Source organism: Corynebacterium sp. 13CS0277, from assembly GCF_002994655.1.
Taxonomy (GTDB): domain Bacteria; phylum Actinomycetota; class Actinomycetes; order Mycobacteriales; family Mycobacteriaceae; genus Corynebacterium.
In genome coordinates this window covers 79,827-96,827 of record NZ_PPDL01000008.1, presented here as the reverse complement: position 1 = coordinate 96,827, position 17,001 = coordinate 79,827, and the positions used below count along the sequence as shown (strand labels likewise).

15 protein-coding genes are annotated in these 17,001 nt (G+C 68.1%); 14 read left to right on the top strand and 1 reads right to left on the bottom strand.

Going from position 1 to position 17,001, the window contains the following annotated elements; all coding sequences use genetic code 11:
• The first annotated feature begins 4 nt into the window (after nt 1-4).
• From C1Y63_RS04765 to C1Y63_RS04730, 8 genes are all read left to right on the top strand, one after another.
• Nucleotides 5-889, top strand: a complete 885-nt coding sequence (locus tag C1Y63_RS04765) for a phage capsid protein (protein WP_106015327.1) — start codon at nt 5-7, stop codon at nt 887-889.
• An 87-nt stretch (nt 890-976) separates the two neighbouring features.
• Complete coding sequence (locus tag C1Y63_RS04760) at nt 977-1,516, top strand: hypothetical protein (RefSeq protein WP_106015326.1); 540 nt, start codon at nt 977-979, stop codon at nt 1,514-1,516.
• Nucleotides 1,517-1,610: 94 nt separating this feature from the next.
• Nucleotides 1,611-3,434 (top strand): hypothetical protein, encoded by a 1,824-nt coding sequence (locus C1Y63_RS04755; RefSeq protein ID WP_106015325.1) that lies wholly within the window; start codon nt 1,611-1,613, stop codon nt 3,432-3,434.
• A gap of 33 nt (nt 3,435-3,467) precedes the next feature.
• Complete coding sequence (locus C1Y63_RS12660; RefSeq protein WP_158256084.1) at nt 3,468-3,908, top strand: hypothetical protein; 441 nt, start codon at nt 3,468-3,470, stop codon at nt 3,906-3,908.
• Complete coding sequence (locus tag C1Y63_RS04745; RefSeq protein ID WP_106015324.1) at nt 3,893-4,240, top strand: hypothetical protein; 348 nt, start codon at nt 3,893-3,895, stop codon at nt 4,238-4,240. The genes C1Y63_RS12660 and C1Y63_RS04745 overlap by 16 nt, the downstream gene beginning before the upstream one ends.
• Nucleotides 4,240-4,581 carry an HK97 gp10 family phage protein gene (locus tag C1Y63_RS04740; RefSeq protein WP_106015323.1) on the top strand — a complete coding sequence of 114 codons (342 nt, stop codon included), beginning with the start codon at nt 4,240-4,242 and terminating at the stop codon, nt 4,579-4,581. Before C1Y63_RS04745 ends, C1Y63_RS04740 begins: the two co-directional genes overlap by 1 nt.
• Nucleotides 4,578-5,033: a hypothetical protein gene (locus C1Y63_RS04735; protein ID WP_106015322.1), complete on the top strand. Its 456-nt coding sequence runs from the start codon at nt 4,578-4,580 to the stop codon at nt 5,031-5,033. Before C1Y63_RS04740 ends, C1Y63_RS04735 begins: the two co-directional genes overlap by 4 nt.
• A 9-nt stretch (nt 5,034-5,042) precedes the next feature.
• The gene (locus C1Y63_RS04730) at nt 5,043-5,579 is read left to right on the top strand and encodes a phage tail tube protein (protein WP_106015321.1); all 537 of its coding nucleotides are present in this window, start codon (nt 5,043-5,045) and stop codon (nt 5,577-5,579) included.
• Between the two features lie 31 nt (nt 5,580-5,610).
• Here C1Y63_RS04730 and C1Y63_RS04725 read toward each other — a convergent pair whose 3' ends face one another.
• The gene (locus C1Y63_RS04725) at nt 5,611-6,231 is read right to left on the bottom strand and encodes a hypothetical protein (RefSeq protein ID WP_106015320.1); all 621 of its coding nucleotides are present in this window, start codon (nt 6,229-6,231) and stop codon (nt 5,611-5,613) included.
• A gap of 289 nt (nt 6,232-6,520) precedes the next feature.
• Here C1Y63_RS04725 and C1Y63_RS04720 point away from each other — a divergent pair, with 289 nt between their 5' ends.
• From C1Y63_RS04720 to C1Y63_RS04700, 6 genes are all read left to right on the top strand, one after another.
• Nucleotides 6,521-7,507, top strand: coding sequence for a phage antirepressor KilAC domain-containing protein (locus C1Y63_RS04720; RefSeq protein WP_106015319.1), 987 nt, complete (start codon nt 6,521-6,523; stop codon nt 7,505-7,507).
• Nucleotides 7,504-7,782 carry a hypothetical protein gene (locus C1Y63_RS04715; RefSeq protein WP_106015318.1) on the top strand — a complete coding sequence of 93 codons (279 nt, stop codon included), beginning with the start codon at nt 7,504-7,506 and terminating at the stop codon, nt 7,780-7,782. The genes C1Y63_RS04720 and C1Y63_RS04715 overlap by 4 nt, the downstream gene beginning before the upstream one ends.
• 808 nt (nt 7,783-8,590) lie before the next feature.
• Nucleotides 8,591-9,592 (top strand): ImmA/IrrE family metallo-endopeptidase, encoded by a 1,002-nt coding sequence (locus tag C1Y63_RS04710; protein WP_106015317.1) that lies wholly within the window; start codon nt 8,591-8,593, stop codon nt 9,590-9,592.
• Nucleotides 9,593-9,676: 84 nt separating this feature from the next.
• A complete protein-coding gene (locus C1Y63_RS04705) occupies nt 9,677-10,126 on the top strand; it encodes a hypothetical protein (protein ID WP_106015316.1) in 450 nt (149 codons plus the stop codon).
• Nucleotides 10,127-10,383: 257 nt separating this feature from the next.
• Nucleotides 10,384-10,509, top strand: coding sequence for a hypothetical protein (locus C1Y63_RS13180; protein ID WP_255414043.1), 126 nt, complete (start codon nt 10,384-10,386; stop codon nt 10,507-10,509).
• A gap of 39 nt (nt 10,510-10,548) precedes the next feature.
• On the top strand, nt 10,549-16,998 hold the full coding sequence (locus C1Y63_RS04700; protein ID WP_106015315.1) for a tape measure protein: 6,450 nt from the start codon (nt 10,549-10,551) through the stop codon (nt 16,996-16,998).
• Nucleotides 16,999-17,001: the final 3 nt, after the last annotated feature.

The window sequence follows — 17,001 nt, the reverse complement described above, 5'->3', positions numbered from 1 at the left end:
AAACATGGCTATCACCACAGCAGGTATCACCCCGTTCATTCCCGAGGTGTGGGCTGCGGCCCTGATGGAACCTTTCGAGAAGTCCCTGGTGTACGGGCAGGCGTCCATCGTGAACAGCACCTACTCGGGGCAGGTCGCCCAGGTTGGTGACACCGTCCACGTGGGGCAGATTGGTGCGCCGACGGTGCGCGCCTACGACGCGAACGCGGACCTGGAGATCGAGGACCTGACGGTCACCGATGCGACGCTGACCGTGGACCAGGGCCAGTACTTCGCGTTCCGCGTGGAGGACGTGTCCGCGTTGCAGGCGGCCGGCCCGCTGAAGGACCCGGCTACCCGTCAGGCGTCCATCGCGCTGCGCGATGGCGTGGACCGCTACCTGGCGGGCGTGCTGAAGAAGGACGCGAAGACGAAGCTGGGCGCGGTGAAGGTTGTCGACGATGACCCGCAGCGTGTCGGCGAAGGCCAGCAGTCCGCCTACAAGACGCTGGTGAAGATGGCGGCGGCGCTCAACCAGGAGTCCGTGCCGACCGACGGCCGGTTCTGTGTGGTCGGGTCCGGCTTCTACTCGGCGCTGATGATGGACCCGCGTTTCACCCGCGTCGACGGTTCCGGCACGACCGAGGGCCTGCGGAACGGCATCGTTGGCCGCGCCTTGGGTATGGACATCCTGGTTTCCAACAACGTGCCCGTCAACGGCAAGAAGGAGACCATCATCGCGGGTGTGCCGCAGGCGGTCACGTTCGTCAACCAGATCACCCGGGTGGAGACGACCCGGGAGGAGAAGCGCTTCGCTGACATTGTGAAGGGCCTGATGGTGTACGGGGCGAAGGCGTTCCGGCCGGAGGGTCTGGTGACGGTGGACGCGGAGATCGTCGAGCCTGCTTAGATGCGCGCCCCCGGGGTGCCGCCGGTGTCTGGTGGTGCCGCTGGGCCTGGTGCAGCAGCAGGGCAGGGGGCTGGTGGTCAGCCCCCGGTGTCCCCGCCTGAGGGTGGGGGTGCCGAGCCGCCTGCCGGTGACGGTGGCGGTAAGGCCGGTGCCGATGGTGGTGCCGGTGAGGGTGACGCGGATGCGGGCACCCCCGACGGGGCGAAGGAGCCGACTGAGGAGGAGATCCTCTTCAGTGATGACTACTACGACCCCGCCTACGGGCCTGACGGCTGGTGGGGTGCGGACAAGCAGGGGGCCGGAACCCTGGCCCAGTCGGTGGCCGAGTCCTACCAGCACGACCTCGAGGGCCGTATGGCGTTCCTGTTGGGTGAGGCGATTTACGAGCACCCGCAGGCACCCCAGTACCCCAGCCAGTACGAGGCGGTGAGCTACTTCCTGGCGGAGGGGCCTGTGGCCCGCATGGTGGGCTTCAGCGACTTGGGCTACTGGGATACGGAGGACATCTTCGATACCCCGGAGTGGCAGAGCCTGGATGTGGGCACCAACCCGACCGATGGCGGGTGGCGTCACCTGGATTTGCTGGTGGATTACTACACCCGCCAGTACAACAAGACCCACGGCTAGTGCCGGTGGGTGGATAACCATCGTGGGAGGAGGGTGCGTGCCTGGTGGCGCGCCCCTCCTTTCGTGTATCACTACTTGCCCTTGAGGAGGGGTTATGCGTTCTATTGCTGTGTTTGCGTTCCGTGACGAGGCGGAGGCTCGGCCGTGGCCGGTGTGGGAGGTGGCGCGTCGCGTGCCGACCCAGGTGGGGGAGGTGCTGGTGGATGTGTTCCCGGTGCGCCCGTCCCAGGCGTTGGAGGATGTGCGGGCTGCGCTGTTGGGGGAGGTGGCGTCGCCTGCGTCTACGCGGCGTGTGGTGGGCGGCGCGTATGCGGCAGGGGTGGAGGGTGCTGTGCGCCCGCCGGAGGGTGAGGGTGTGGCGGGGGTGCTGTTCCTCCTGGATGGGGAGGTGGAGGATCGTTTCCGCCCTGTGCTGGGGGCGTGGAATTACCTGTCTGCTGGTGTGCGGGTGGGTGGCCGGGTGGGGCCGGATTACTTGGCGTCGCATCCTGGTGCCTCCGGGTTTACAGCCGGGGTGTTGTTGGGGTTGTCGCCGGAGACGGTGGTGTCTGGTGTGCCGGTGTGGGAGCGGCATGTGGAGGGGGCTGTCGCTGACGTGTCGGCGGGGGTGGCGAATGCCCTGCTGTTTGCGTGCGCGCAGGGGCTGGGCGGCGATGGTGCGTTGTCTGGTGGTGCGGGTGTGCCGGTGGGCGCGTTGGTGGTGCCGACGTTGTTTGATGCGGGGGATGTGCATGGCGGCTCGGTGGTGCAGGCTGCGCGTGTGGAGGGGCTGGCGCGGGTGTTGGAGGGTGCGTTGGCGGGCCTGGTGGGGGCGTTGGGGTTGCCTGCTCCGCAGTTGGTGGAGTTGGTGGAGCCTGAGGCCCCTGCCGACGACACCAAGGACACCAAGGGCACCGAGGGTGCGGAGGCTGTCGAGGAGACCACCGAGGAGACCGACACCGTCGGGGACGGCACCCCGGGCGCTGGTGCCGCCGAGGACGGCGCTGTCGGCGCGCCTGACGGCTCGGAGGAGTCTGTTGGGGTGGAAGGCCCGGCGGTGGACTCTGAGGGCGCTGTGGGCGCTGCTGGCGGCGAGGATGGTGCCCCTGGTGGGGAGGAGGACCCGGCGGTGCCGGTGGAGGACCCCGCCGACGAGGGCGATGACGCTGACGCCGGTGTCGAGGACCCGGGCGTGGAGGACACCGACGTCGAGGATCCGGCCCCCGTGGGCGAGGACCCTGTGGGTGAGGCCGGAGACGACCACGACGCCGAGGACACCGAGGACGACGCCCCGGGTGATGTTGACGAGGCTGGCGACGTCGAGGACACCCCCGGCGACACCGACACCGATACCGACGACGTCGAGGAGGCCGAGGAAGGTGCCGACGACGAACAGCAGGCACCGGAGGACACCGCCCAGCAGGACACCCGCGACCCCGACACCACCACCCCCGGGGACCCCGCACCCGCCGGCGGTGACACCACCCCCGAGGCAACCGGCGGCACCGAGGACACCGCAGGCGAAGACACCGACGCCGACAACGAGGACGACGCCACCGAAGCCCCCACCATCCCCGAAATCGCCGACGATGGCTTCCAGTTCGACGAGTCCCTCTACTGGGGCGTCGACTGCCCCACCGGGGAAGCCGTCTACGTCTACAACCCCGGCGTGTTCGACGACCTGTCCGAGCTGGCCAAGTTCGGCACCTTCATGGCCTACCAGTACCTCGGCCGGGAGGAATACAACCTCGCCGCGTTCCTTGGGCGTCCGTCCCCGCAGCGCCTCCTCGGCGTGATGGGCGTGGATACCCCGGACCTCATCCTGGAGACCGGCGAGATGTTCAACCTGGTGGGGGACATGTTCGCCCGTGAGCCGGAGATGGCTAGCCGGGTGGAGGAGCTGGCGATGGCGTGGTTCGACGACCCGAGCCAGGTGTAGCGGCCGACCACTACAAGCGAAGGAGCTTTCAACATGCTGACTGTGTATGCGGGGGTGGAGGATGTTCGCCCCCTGCTGGAGGGGGTGGAGCCGCCGCCCACTGATGTGGTGCTGGCACGCGCCTTGGCGTTCGTGTCTGCCAGGCTGCGGGTGGTTACTCGCGCTGCGGTGTACCCCACCACCCCGGAGGGGTTGCCTGCCGGCGGCTTCGAGGACGTGTTCCGCCACGCGGCCGCCCTGTGGGTGTCGGTGCTGGTGCGCGCCGGTGTTGTCGACCGGCTGGCGGACGGTGGGGCGGGCGCGTCCCCTGTGGTCACCCAGTCGTCCATTGATGGGGCGAGCGTCACGGTGGACGTTTCCGCCGGGCAGGAGGCCCTGGGGCTGCTGCTGGCGGGTGGGGTGCCGGTGGAGGTGGAGGCCGTGCTGGATGCTGCTGGCCTGTTGGGGGGTGCGCTGCCGTGGATCGCGTACTAGAGGACTTCTACCGCCGGTGGTTCACCGAGGAGGTGCTGGTGCACGCCCCCGGGGTGCGTACCGCCTCGGGTTTCACTCCTGGTGGGGTGGAGCGTGTGGAGGCGAGTGTGCGGCTGACGTCGGAGCGTGTCGCCGGTGCGGAGGGTGGCGAGGAGGTTGTCGGCGCTGCGCGGATTTGCTGGCGTCCTGACGGCCCGCTGCCCAAGGTGGGTGACGTGCTGGAGGCCCCGGGTGTGTTTGGCCGGGGCCGGCGGCTGGAGGTCGTGTCTGCTGGGCGTGCTGTGTCGGGTAATGGGCTGACACCGGATCATGTGCGGGTGGTGGTGCGCTGATGGATGTCAGGGCAGTGTTTGAGGCCGCGAAGGCGGACCTTGTCACTCACGTGCAGAAGGGCACCCAGGACGCACTCGACGAAGTGACGAAAGAGGCCAAGGGGAGGACGCCGTACCGGGAGGGCACACTCCGCGACTCCGCCGAGGTCATGCTCACGGAAGAGGGCGGCGTATTCCACGGCGTGATTCACTACAACCTGCCGTACGCGAACCGCCAGCACGAGGAGCTGACCTGGACCCACCTAGAGGGACAGGCGAAGTACCTGGAGTCCGCAGCCGAGGATCTGAAGCCGCGCGTCGCCGCCATCCTGGAGGCTGCCATCGAAAGGGGCACACGGTGACCGGGACAACCACCGCCGTCGGCTGCGCCAGCCACGACGGCCTCGACTACCAACTCGCCACCTACCTGCACTCGGTGGGGCTGTGCCGCCACCCCGACGACGACCAGCAGGCACCAGGGGACACCCCCGCAGTGTTCCTCGGGTTCCTGCCAGACCAGCCGGATGCCGCCATCGCCGTACGCGTGCTCATGGAGGACCGCGACGGCGACGACGCCAACCCCACCTACCTTGTATCCCTGACAGGCCGCGCAGCCCCCTGGGACATGGAGGCGCTCAGGCGGATCATGGGTGGCGCGTTCGCCGCGCTGCACGACCGACAGGGGTTCCCACTGACCGCCGCCCAGCGGGTGTTACTCTCCAGGCGCACGCAGATGGGGGCACTACACCACGACCAGAACCGCCGGTGGCAGCGGGCCGATGTGTATCGGCTGCTCCTGCTGGCCCCCGACTAGGAGGACTAAATGGCTGCTGCCACTGTCGCCACGGCCCCCGGCTCCTGTGAGCTGAACAAGCTGCTCAACCGAAATTGGGCCTTGCAGATCAAGAAGACCGGCGACGGCGACTCCGCGTGGAAGTTCGTGCGCGGTCTCGACACGATCTCCGTCAACATTGAGACGTCTGCGGTGGACGCCTCCGACCTCGACTCCGACGGCTGGGAGTCCCAGGTGAAGACCAGCCGTAAGCTCACCGTCGTGTGCAACGGCAAGTTCGCCGTCGTGCGCAACGCCAAGGAGCTGGAGCCGTCCCAGAAGTTGCTCTACGACACCGGCATCGAGCTGGGTGCCGAGGGGCAGCTGGACGTCCGCGTCTGGCGTACTGACGGCACCGACGAGGGGTGGGAGATGACCGCGACGAACACCTTCACCACCAACGACGGCGGCGCGAACGACATGCGTACGTTCACCGCGAACTTGCAGTCCTCGTGCGCGCCGCGCCGCATCAAGCCGGTGCTTACCGACGCCGTCACGAAGGCGTCCGTGCCCTACGCGGCGGCGTAGACGCCTGCTAGGGCTGGTGCCCCCGGGGTTGTTAACCCTGGGGGCTTTGCCGTGCCTCGGCCTTGGCCTTCAACTGGCGCGCCTTCGCCAGCCGCTCCTCGACAAGCACACGGCAGAACGAGTCTGCAAACTCGGGTAGCACGCTGTTGTAGTCGAGGTAGCCCTCAAGGACGGCGATCTCCCCGTCGTAGTCCTTGAGCTTGCGGTAGATGATCGCGGTGTCGATGGTATTCCGGTGGTGGGTGATGGCCTGCAAGTTCGGCAGTTGCCACCCCTCGCGCTCACAGTCGCGGCGGTGTGGAACTGAAATGAGTTCGTAGCTGGCCTGGTGGTAGCGGTTCGCGGCCTCCAGAATGCGCAGCTGGAGGGCTAGTGCCTCCTCTAGCCTCCCCTCCCGCTTGAGCTGCTTCACGGTGTCGGTGTACTCCCGGAAGTGCTTGCCGTCGATGCGGCCGGCTAGGTCTACGTACCCGTACGGGATCCGCCAGTCCATGTCCCGGTCGAGCCAAGTGACAGTGCGGTTGACGATGGCGTCGCACTGTGCCCGTCGAGCGGCGCGCTCGTCCTCTGGCAGCTCTTCGTCGGGGAGGAAGGTACGGAGGTAGTCGCCCAGGCTTGTCCCCTCGGCGGTGGGGGGTGTCTCTTCGCTCATGGCAGGCAGCGTAGCGGGTAAAACAGCAGCTCAGCTAGTGTGCGGCAGGGCTAGTTCGGAGTGTATCCGCATGGTGACGTAGAGTGGCCTGTCGAAAGCGCTTGCGCGTGTGGTGAAAATCGCAAATCTGTGGCCTGCATGGATGTTTGCATGCGGATTAGCTCTAGCACGCGTCTCTAGGTTAAAATAGGCGCGTAGTTAATCCGATTACGTACGGGAGGAGTTCGCCACCGCATCTACCTGCACCACCTCAACGGGTGGTGCCCCTTCGAAAAATTAAGGAGAAGGCATGTCCTCGAACATGCAGAAGACCCTCCACCTGGAGTCTGGCGTTGCCGCGCCAGAGGTGAAGGGCCTCAACCAAAACAAAGCCGTAGAGGCTCCGCGTGAGTCTCACGCTATCAGCGACGTTGCTAGCGAGGCAAACGTTTCCCCCTTCGACGACCACCGTCACGTGCGTGAAGATGGCACCGAGTACTGGTCCGCCCGCGACCTCATGACCCTCATGGGGTACCCCAGGTGGGGCGATTTTCAGAAGCCCCTCACCCGAGCCATGAAGGCCGCGGAGAACCAGAACGCCCAGCTAGAGGGAAACTTTAGGCGATCGCCTAAAGTTTCCGGGAAGCGCGGCCCGGCCCAGGAAGACTACGAGCTGTCGCGGTTCGCCGCCTACCTCGTCGCCATGAACGGCGACCCCAACAAGCTCGAAGTCGCCGCCGCGCAAGCCTACTTCGCCATCCGCACCCGCCAAGCCGAAACCGGCCAAGCACCCACCAACGACGACAGCACCGGCACCGGGCAGTGGGCCATCCCCACCACCTACGCCCAAGCCCTCCAAGTCGCCGCCCAGCAGGCAGCCCTCGCCGAGGACCTCAAGTCCGAAAACGAGCAGCTCCTCGCCGAAATCGCCTCCAACGAGGCCCAAGTGGTGGAACTCGCCTGCGACCTGTGGACCGAGCGCCTCAACAACAAGGCCGCCCGCGAGTTCATGGACGCCGACGGCCTCATCGGACTCCGTACCGTGGCCAAAATCCTCCGCGTACCCCAGCAGACGTTCTACCGGCTGCTCCGCGAGGACGGCATCCTCATCACCGGAGGCCAGCTCCACAACACCCCGTACGCCAAGTATGAGCGGTACTTCCAGGTCAAGACCCGGATGTTCGACAAGGCCGACGGCACCATCGGCATCAGCCACACCACCTACCTGCTCCCCAGCAGCGTTCCCTGGATCACCATGATCCGCGACGATTGGACCAAGAAGGGACTCATCAAGTGAAGACCACCTACAGCGAGCCGAACAACCGCGACAAGTGCGGCGGCCAGCCTCACATCACCTGCCCTGACCCGCTCGCCCACGTCATCGTGGACGTCTCCCACGACCCGGAGGACAACTTCACGATGATTGACGTCGCCATCGACGGCAACCGCTGGCACTCCGTCGGGTTCACCATCACCCAGGCCGAGCGCCTCGTCTCCCGCTTGCAGGAGGCCGTGGACGTCGCCGCCCAGCTCATCGACAGCGGGCAGTACACCAACATCACCCTGCGCTAAGGCCGGGGAACCACCCCCGGCGGCGAATCCCCTTCCCGTACCACTCGGTTAACTACACCCCCTGCACCCCGCACTCCTCCGTGGAGTGGCGAGCCGCTACTGATTTCCGGCGGACGTCACTCGACGAGGGTGCGGGGTGCTTTGCTTTTTTGGGTGCGGGGTAAAACCCCTGGTCAGGGGTTGTAAAGATATTTGGGTACGGGTGGGGTTGGGGGCTGGTGTGGTGGGGTGGGGTGTTGTGCCCACTAGCAGGGGCAACGGGTGGGAAACTTTTACCGATCGGGTAAAGTGGCTGGTCAGGGGTTGTAAAGATACTTGTGTACGGGTTGTTAAAAAACTTGGGCACATATAAGACAAGAGAAAAGACCACCCATAAGAGGGGGGTACGCGCGCGAGGGGTTGGGTGGGAAGCGCTGCCCTGGGTGGGGTCTGGGGTTGGCGCTACCGCGCCCCCATCCCAAGCCGCACGGGGGAGTGTTTGTAGGGCAGGGGCGTGTGGCCCCGCCTGTCGGCGTGGGCCTCGCCCCCGGGTGGTGCCCGTCGCTGCTGTCGGCGGTGGGGCGTAGGGGTGTGCAAAATCCGGCCCTGTGGCCCCGTGGGCGCGTTGAACCGGCCCGGGGGTGCACTTGCTTGGGGGTGGGGTGTCTGGGCGCGCTACGGGGCTGTGGGTGTGTGAGTGGTGGCCCTCGAGGTCGGTGCCCTCGCGTTGTCTGCACGCACCCCGGTGTGAAAAAGCGTGGTATACCATCACCCCAGGGGGGATGCCATCACGCCGGATTACACACCGACACCAGGAACGACGTGAACATTGACGACAACGCCAACTAGCCCCCAGCGCATCAAAGACCTCCGCGCCTACCTCAACCTCCACCAGGAGCAACTCGCCGACCTCCTGGGGGTGCCGCAGTCGATGGTCAGCTACGCCGAACGCGGCGAGCGCGATCCCCAGCGCGTCATCGAACGCGCCCGCCGGCTCCCCGACACCCCGGAGGGCTTCTTCGACCGCCCCACCCCTACCTACACCGCCGACGATCTCAACCTTCGCCTCAAGAAGCTCCCCAAGGTCACCGAGCGTGGCGTGGTCGCCACCTTCGCCGAAATCGAGGCCACCGCACGCGCAGCCATCACCCACCCCTGGGTGCCCGTCGCCGTCGACGCGGGACAGCGGACAACCGCACTGCCCCTGCAAGCCATCGAGGAGATCGCGCAGCGCACCCGCAACCTCCTCCGCGTCGAGCCGACAGGCCCCGTCCACAACGTCACCCGGGCCATGGCCACAGCCCGCATCCCCGTCGCCAAGCTCGCCAACCCCCACCTCGACCTCAGCAAAATCGACGGGGTGTCCTCCCCGTGGGATGCCAGCCAACGCCCCGTCGTCGCCACGACCGAGTGCGAGGACGGCGGCCGCGTCCGGTTCACCCGCGCCCACGAACTCGGGCACCTTGTGCTGCACAGCATCAACCCGCCCACCGACGTGCGGGTGCGGGAGGACGAGGCAAACCTCTTCGCCGGGGCGTTCCTACTGCCAGAGACGGACGCCCGCGCGGCAGTGTCCGCAGGCCTCCGCCTCGAAGGCTACGGCCGGGTGAAAAGCCAGTACCTCATCTCCCTGGCAGCGACCGTGCAGCGCGCCAGGGCGCTCGGCATCATCGACGCCGACCGGCACCTGTCCCTGCGGAAACAACTGTCCTCGCGCGGTTGGACGCGGAAAGAACCCATCCGCATCCCAGTCGAGCGGTACTCCTTCGCGCCAACCAGCCGGCCGCCACAGCAGCCCGCCACACGCCCCCACCTCCGAGTGGTGAAGTAGCCGGGGCCGGGGTGGGCACTGACCGCAGCACCCAGGGACACATACTGTGCAGCGACCCCGCCCACCCCACCGAAAGGCCCCACCGTGTCCCACGACCTTGGCGAACTTACCGCCTACACCGAGAAGAGCGCATTCACCTTCACCGTCGACGGCCACCCCTACGCCGTCGCCCCCACCGCAGCCGAGGTGCTCCGCTTCCGCGCAGCAGTCTCCGGCAAGCAGACCACCGACCTCGACCTGCTCCAGTTCGTGCCGCCGCTGCTGGGCAGCGCCTTCGACCCGGAGACCGGCACCTTCTCCGGTGGCGTCCTCGCCGACCTCACCGCCCGGGGCGTGGACTTCAACATCATCGACCGCGTGCTGAGCGCCACGTTCCTGTACTTCTGGGCCTCCCCGGACGCCGCCATCAACTACGCCCACAAGGGCAGCGGCACCACCACCGACGAGGCCGACACCGGCGACGCCGACAACGCGGACGCCCCGGAGGGAAAAGCATCGGAGCCGACGGCAGCCGCCGAAGCGCCGACGGACTGATCTACGACCCCGAGTACGGGTGGTACGACCCCCGCCCCGGGGCCTACGCGGCAGACGACCCCGGCGGCGGCCCCTGGCTCGCCGACTACGGCATCCGGGAGTGGTACAACCCCACCCCAGCAGAGGACGGCACCCCCACCATCACCTGGGGTGCCGTCCTCTCCCAGTGGAACGCCATCGAGTGCGACCTCCACGAAATCTATGGCCTCGACGTCGAATCCGGCATCCTGGACCGCCGCACCTGGAGGTGGCTAGAGGTGCGCATCATTGACCTCATCACCCGCCCCGGGAGGCTCTCCACCGCCCTGGGCACCAACCCCACCCCCACCTACCCGGCACCCGCCTACCCGGCAGCCCCCTACCCGTCTCCCGCCCTGTTCTAAACCCGCACCCAGCCCCCGCACCGGAGGGAGACCACCGCCATGTCCCGAGAACTCAAGTTTGACCTCACCGTCGACGCCGGCAAAGCAATCAAGGCCATCGACACCACCAGGGACGGGCTGGTCGACCTCGGCGAACTCGCCGAAAAAACCTCCAAGACCACCCTCAAACTCAAGACGGACACCAAGCAGGTCACCAAGGCCCAGCGGGAGGTCCGTGGCCTCGGCGACACCGCCAAGACCACCGGGGCCGCGTTCAAGCAGACCGCCGCCGCCGGCGCGAGCGTCAAACTCAACCCCCAGGCCGCCGCCCAGGCTCGCGCACTGTCCACCGCCGCCGATGCAGCCGCCAACTCCACCCAGCGGCTCGCAAAGGCAGCCGCCAGCATCCCCACCAAGCCGATCGTCGCCGCCGAGTCCGCCACCAACGCCGCCAGCCTCGCCGGCGCGGTGAAAACCCTGCTGCCCGCCGTGCAGCAGCTCGGCCCGGCCCTCACCGCAGCCTCCGTCGCCGGCATGGCCCTCAGCGGCGGCATGAGCCGCCTCAAGGCCATCGACAACGCCAAGTCGAAGCTCAAGGGCCTCGGCCACGACACCCAGGCCGTCGCCGCCATCATGAAAGACGCCCTCGGCTCCGTGAAGGGCACCGCCTTCGGCCTCGGCGAAGCCGCCTCCACCGCAGCAGGCACCGTCGCCGCCGGCATCAAGCCCGGCAAGGAACTCGCCACCACCCTGGGCACCGTCGCCGACACCGCAGCCATCGCCGGCGCGAGCATGCAGGAGATCGGCATGATCTTCAACTCGGTGGCAGCCCGTGGCAAACTCCAGGGCGACGACATGCTCCAGCTGCTGTCCCGAGGTATCCCCGTCCTCCAGCTCATCGGTAAGCAGCTCGGCGTCACCAGCGCCGAGGTCTCCGACATGGTCTCCAAGGGGCAGGTCGACTTCGCCACCTTCGAGGCCGCGATGCGCGACGGCATGGGCGGCGCGGCGAAGGAGATGGGCAACACCTTCGCCGGTGCGGCCGCCAACACCAAGGCCGCCCTCGGCCGCCTCGGCGCGGAGATCCTCAACCCCGCCTTCCAGGCCCTGCCGGGCATCCTCGGCAGCGCCACCAGCGCCACCGACTCCCTCACCGACAGCGTCAAGCGGGCCACCGGCTTCATGCAGGGCCTCCCCGCCCCCGTGCAGCAGGTCGCCCTCGCCGCCACCGCAGCCGCCCTCGCGAACGCCACCCTCGGCAAGCGCTTCGACGCCACGAACACGAAGCTCGCATCCGCCGCCAAGGGGGCACAGTCCTGGGCGCAGCAGCTCCGCGCCACCGCCACCCAGCTCCAGGCCGCGAACGCCGGCCTGACGCGCCACGAGGCTCTCATCCGCTCCGTCACCGTCACCTCCCCCCGCCTCAAGGCCCTCGAGCAGGCCTACCTCGGTGCCACCATGGGTGCGGCCCGGATGGGCGCGGAGGCCGGCCGCAGTGGCCTCCAGCTCACCCTCATGTCCCGCAGCGCGGGCGTCGCCGCCGTCGGCATGGCCGGCCTGAAAGCCGCCGCCACGGGCCTGTGGACCGCCCTCGGCGGCCCCCTCGGATTGGCGATCACCGGCGTCACCCTCGCCCTCGGGGCGTGGCTGGGGCACGTGGAGAAGACCAAGCAGGCCCAGGCGGAGGCCGCAGCCGCCACCGACAGGTGGGCGCAGGCCTTCCAGGCGTCCAACAACCTCATCGACGCCAACATCCATAAGCTCGCCGTGCAGGAGGCGCAGACCGGCAAACTGGGCGACGCCATCACCGCCGGCGCGCTGACCACCGAGCAGGCCGCCCGCGCCATCGAGAACGAGGGCGACGCCCGGAAGAAAATCCTTGACGCCCTGGACGAGGAAATCAAGGCCCGCGAAAAAGCCAACGCCGCCAACGTTGTCGACTACGGCTCCGACGCCGACAAGGAAATCGAAAAGCTCAAGGCCGCCCGCGACGCCATCGAAGCCCAGGGCAAGGCCTTCGACGAGGGCCGCACCAAGGCCGAGCAGGCAGCCGACGCCATCGGCAAACTCGGCGAGTCCTCCGCCAGCATCTCCGCCCCCGCCTACGACGCCGCCGAGCGCACCCGCAGCCTGGCAGAGCAGCTCTACCACGCCGCCGACGAGGCAAAGAACTTCGAGGACGCCATCAAGCGCACCGCCCGCGCCCTCAACGCCGAGTTCAACGGCACCACTCTGGACATGCAGCAGGAGATCGGCGAGTTCTACAAGCAGGTAGAAGAGCTGTCGAAAAAGAGCGCCGGCCTGGACTTCTTCAACAGCTCCACCGGCCAGTTCGACATGACGCAGCAGGCCGCCCGCGACACCCTCGACGTCCTGCGCTCCACCCAGAACGAGATGAGCGAAGCGGTCGCCGCCCGCATGGAGCAGCTCCGCAACGCCGGCTCCCAGGAGACCGAAGTCATCGAAGTCGCCCGCCAGGAGTGGGAGAAGTACCGGCAGTCCGTCGTCGACTCCCTCACCGCCGCCGGCCGCTCCGCCGACGAGATCCAAGCCGTCATGAAAGCCGCAGGCTTCGACCAGCCCCTCAACACCCTGGTGAAGGTGCAGGTCCAGGGCGACGAGGACGCCTCGAAGGCGCTGGAAATCCTGGGCGACAAGGCCCTGGAGTTCGACAACAAAAAACACGAACTCCACATCGCCGCCGACATCCCCGCCCACGTCCAGAAGCAGCTGGAAGACCTGCACCTCAAGGTCGAGAAGCTGCCCGACGGCAAGACGCTCGCGGTGAAGGCCGACCCGCAGAACGCGGCAACCACCCGCACGCTGGACAGCATCCGCCGGCAGATGATGGACATCCCGGAGGCGAAGAACATCTCCGTCGACCTCCGCGCCCGCACCGACGACGTCGTCGCCAAGCTCAACGAAATCGGCTACCAGGCGTCCGTGATGGAGCCTGCGGAGTTCCCGATCATCGCCGACACCGAGGAAGCCCGCCAGGCCATCCACGAGCTGGGGCTGGCGGCAGAAAGCATGCCCGACGGTGAGATCCTCATCAGGGACTACACCCCGGAGAACATGGACCGCCTCCGGCAGCTCGGCGCGGACGTGCTCAACCTCCCCCAGGGCAACATCGTCATCGAGGACCGCACGGGGGAGAAGCGCCGCGCCCTCGAAGACCTCGGGCTGAAAATCACCACCCTCCCCGAGGGCGAAATCGTCATCCACGACAACGCCGAAGTCGTCCGCAACAAAATCGACTCGCTGCTCAGCCCCGCCGCGCTCAGCAAAGTCGCCACCATCACCCTCAACGCCGCAGGCAGCTTCTTCACCCGCCTGACCGGCCACGCCACCGGCGGCCGCATCCCCACCAACGCCGAAGGCTCGCGCATCCCCGCCAACGCTGACGGCTCCCGCATCGGCGGCCCCGCAGGCTACCGCCTGCCCACCACCGGCCCCGGCACCGAACGCGTCGACGGGTTCCTCGGCGTCGGCAAAGACGGCATCCCCACCACCTGGGTCGATAAAGGGGAGTGGGTCATCAACGGCCGCTCCTCCGAGCGCTTCGACACCACCCTCGCCGCCATCAACCACGGCGACCCCTCCGGGGTGCTGGCAGGCCTCGCCAAGGACCTGCCCCGCCTCGCCGACGGCGGCAAAGCCGACGACGTGCTGTCCGCACTGCGGCCCTGGGAGGGCACCCCCTACCGGCTGGGCGGCTGGGGATCCGACTCCTCCGACTGCACCGGCGCGGTCTCCATGGCCGCGAACGTCGCCGACGGCCGCGACCCGCTCGACGGGCGCGGCGCTACCGCCAACTTCGCCGAGTTCCTCGCCTCCCGAGGCTTCGAGCCGGGCCTGGGCGGCCCCGACGACTTCTCCGTCGGCTGGTACCACAACTCCGGCACCGACGGGCACGCGGCAGCCACCATCGGCGGCCACCGCCTCGAATCCGGCGGGGGTACCGGCGGCGGCCTGCACATCGACGGCCCCGCCACCGGTGCCGACGACCCCCAGTTCACCCAGCACATGCACCGCAAGCTGGAGTACACCGGCGACGGTGGGGCAACCGCAGCAGGCAGCGACGGCGGATCCCCGGGCTTCGTCCGCAGCTTCGTCCCCGTCGCCACCAACACCAACGGTGGCGTCTACAGCGGGGCGGTGAACATCCCCGGCCTGGCCAACAACACCGCCGCCCCCACCCTGGGGGAGGCGTTCGCCACCCACCCGGCGATGCAGACCCTCCGCGACGCCGGCCTCGGCGACATCGTCGACCAGATGGGCAAACTCAAGCTGCCCACCCTCGACGTCCTGCTGTACGTCAACGAGGACACCATCGCCGCGTTCAACAAGCTGGGCGAGGCCGAGGACGATCGCGCGGAGGCCGCGTACAACGTCGCCGAGGCTGAGAAAGCCCTCGCCGAGGCACGTAAGCAGGTCGGGAAGACGGACACCGAGTGGGCCGACAAAATCGCCGAGGCACGCAAGGACCTGGAGAAAGCAAAGACGCCCGATAAGAAGGGCAAAGTCGACTCCGACAAGGTGGAGAAGGCCCAGAAGAAGCTCGACAAGATGCTGGCCGAGGCCCCGGAGAAGGCCGAGAAAGCATCCGAGAAGGTCGTGCAGGCGGAGCGGAAACTCGCCAAGGCCCGGATGGAGGAGACCCAGAAGGTCGCCGCGCTGGAGCGCGCCCGCATGGAGATGGACATCGCGAAAGCGATCGCTCCGGCGCAGGCGTTCAACTCCGTCATGGGGTCCGTAGCCAACGGGTTCAAAAAAGCCGCCGAGCAGGTCGCCCGCCTCAACGAGCTGCACGCCTACCGCCGGCAGGTCGAAGAGCGGTTCAGGGCTGCCGCCCTGGACTCCGCGCGCGCCCAGGTGGAGCTGACCGATGCACTGATCGCGCAGCAGGACGCGGCACGTACCGCAGCCTCCGAGCGGGCTGCCGCCAACCTCAAGGTGCGGGAGGCCGAGTACGACCTGTCCCGCGCACGGCAGGCTGCCTACGACTACGAGCGCCGCTCCGCCACGGAAGCAATCGTGAGCGTGGAGGACGCATCCAACCGTAAGCTCACCATCGCCGACAACGAGGCTCAGGCCCTGAAGCTGGAGTCCCTCGCCCGGCTGGCCCGCGCGCAGGAGGCGCTCACAGCCTTCGACGCGGCCATGCTGGAGCGGGAGGCCACCACCAAGCTTGTGTACGCGCAGGAGGCCGCGCGCATCCAGGCCCTGCGGCTGGCGCAGGAGTCCGTGCGGCTCGCGGAGGCCCAGAACTCCATCAGCTACGGCGGTGAGGAAGCCGGCGGCCTGATGGGATGGTTGGACGCGATGGGCGACTTCTTCGGGGGCGTAGGCAAAACCGTCCTCGGTGCCGTGAAGGTGGGTGTCGGCGGCATGCTGACCACCACCGGCGCAGGCGCGCTCGTCGGCGTCCCGCTGGCCGCCTCCGGCCTCGCGGACATCGGCACCGGCCTCACCAACACGGTCAAGGGGTGGCAGACCATGGACGCCAACTCCACTGACGCGTACAACGAGTTCGGAGACCTGAGCCTCGGCGAAAAGGTTGCCGTTGTCCTGGCGGCCGCCGGTGCACCCGTCTCCGGTGCCGCCACCGCCCTCGCTGAGAGCATGGGCGTCGACCACAAGACCGCCGAGGAGTTCGGCGACGGGCTGGGCGGCATCCCCCGCCTGCTGTTGGAGGGGTACCTCTCCGGCAACGAGGCGAAGCGGGCCGTGGACGAGCGGCACGCAGCCCTGCAAGAGCGGGAGAACGCGAAGGCCGAGAACGCCAACGAACTCCGCCGCCTGGAGGAGGAGAAAGCCGCCCGGGAGAAGCAGCTGTCCATCGGTGCCACCCTCAAGGACCGGGTTGCGGAACTCACCCGGGAGGTGGAGGAGAACACCTTCGCCAACCGGAAGTCGACCGACGCGCTCACCGACGCCACCTCCGCCGCCGGCGGCGGCCGGGGCTTGGTGTTCAGCCTTGGCGGCGGCACGTGGTTCGACCCCACCCGCAGCGCGATGGACGCCTACCAGGCCGACGGCGGGTTCGGTGGCGTGGGCATCGGCGGCACCTTGGCAGAGCAGGGGGCGTCCTGGTCCATCGACGACGGTGGCTACACCCCTGCGGCACCGTCCCGGCTGCTCACCAACGTTCGAGGCCAGCAGGACTCCACCAGCCGCCTGGAGTCCGCGATCACCGCCACCGGGGCGGCCACCCTGGCAGCCCAGACCGAGGCCACCGAGGCGACGGTGGCGTCCTCCGGGTACCAGAAGGCCACCCAGGCCAAGGCCGCCGAGCAGGCCAACACCCAGGAGAAGATGCTTGAGGCCCTGACCCGCATCGCGGGGGCGCTGCCTACCGCAGGCCACAAGAACACTGTCCCCCTCGCCCGCGCGTTGGCCCTCGCCACGAAGTCCGGGGCGCTGGGCACCATGGTTATGGAGGCCGTCGACAGCGTCTACCCCGACCAGGACACCACGCTGACCGCCGCACTGGCGCGACAAGGATAAGAC

What these genes read in the sequence shown, in the direction of transcription:
- C1Y63_RS04730 (WP_106015321.1), top strand. Translation starts at nt 5,043, where the DNA reads ATGGCTGCTGCCACTGTCGCCACGGCCCCCGGCTCCTGTGAGCTGAAC.
- C1Y63_RS04740 (WP_106015323.1), top strand. Translation starts at nt 4,240, where the DNA reads ATGGATGTCAGGGCAGTGTTTGAGGCCGCGAAGGCGGACCTTGTCACT.
- C1Y63_RS04725 (WP_106015320.1), bottom strand. Translation starts at nt 6,231, where the DNA reads ATGAGCGAAGAGACACCCCCCACCGCCGAGGGGACAAGCCTGGGCGAC.
- C1Y63_RS04755 (WP_106015325.1), top strand. Translation starts at nt 1,611, where the DNA reads ATGCGTTCTATTGCTGTGTTTGCGTTCCGTGACGAGGCGGAGGCTCGG.
- C1Y63_RS12660 (WP_158256084.1), top strand. Translation starts at nt 3,468, where the DNA reads ATGCTGACTGTGTATGCGGGGGTGGAGGATGTTCGCCCCCTGCTGGAG.
- C1Y63_RS04700 (WP_106015315.1), top strand. Translation starts at nt 10,549, where the DNA reads ATGTCCCGAGAACTCAAGTTTGACCTCACCGTCGACGCCGGCAAAGCA.
- C1Y63_RS04720 (WP_106015319.1), top strand. Translation starts at nt 6,521, where the DNA reads ATGTCCTCGAACATGCAGAAGACCCTCCACCTGGAGTCTGGCGTTGCC.
- C1Y63_RS04765 (WP_106015327.1), top strand. Translation starts at nt 5, where the DNA reads ATGGCTATCACCACAGCAGGTATCACCCCGTTCATTCCCGAGGTGTGG.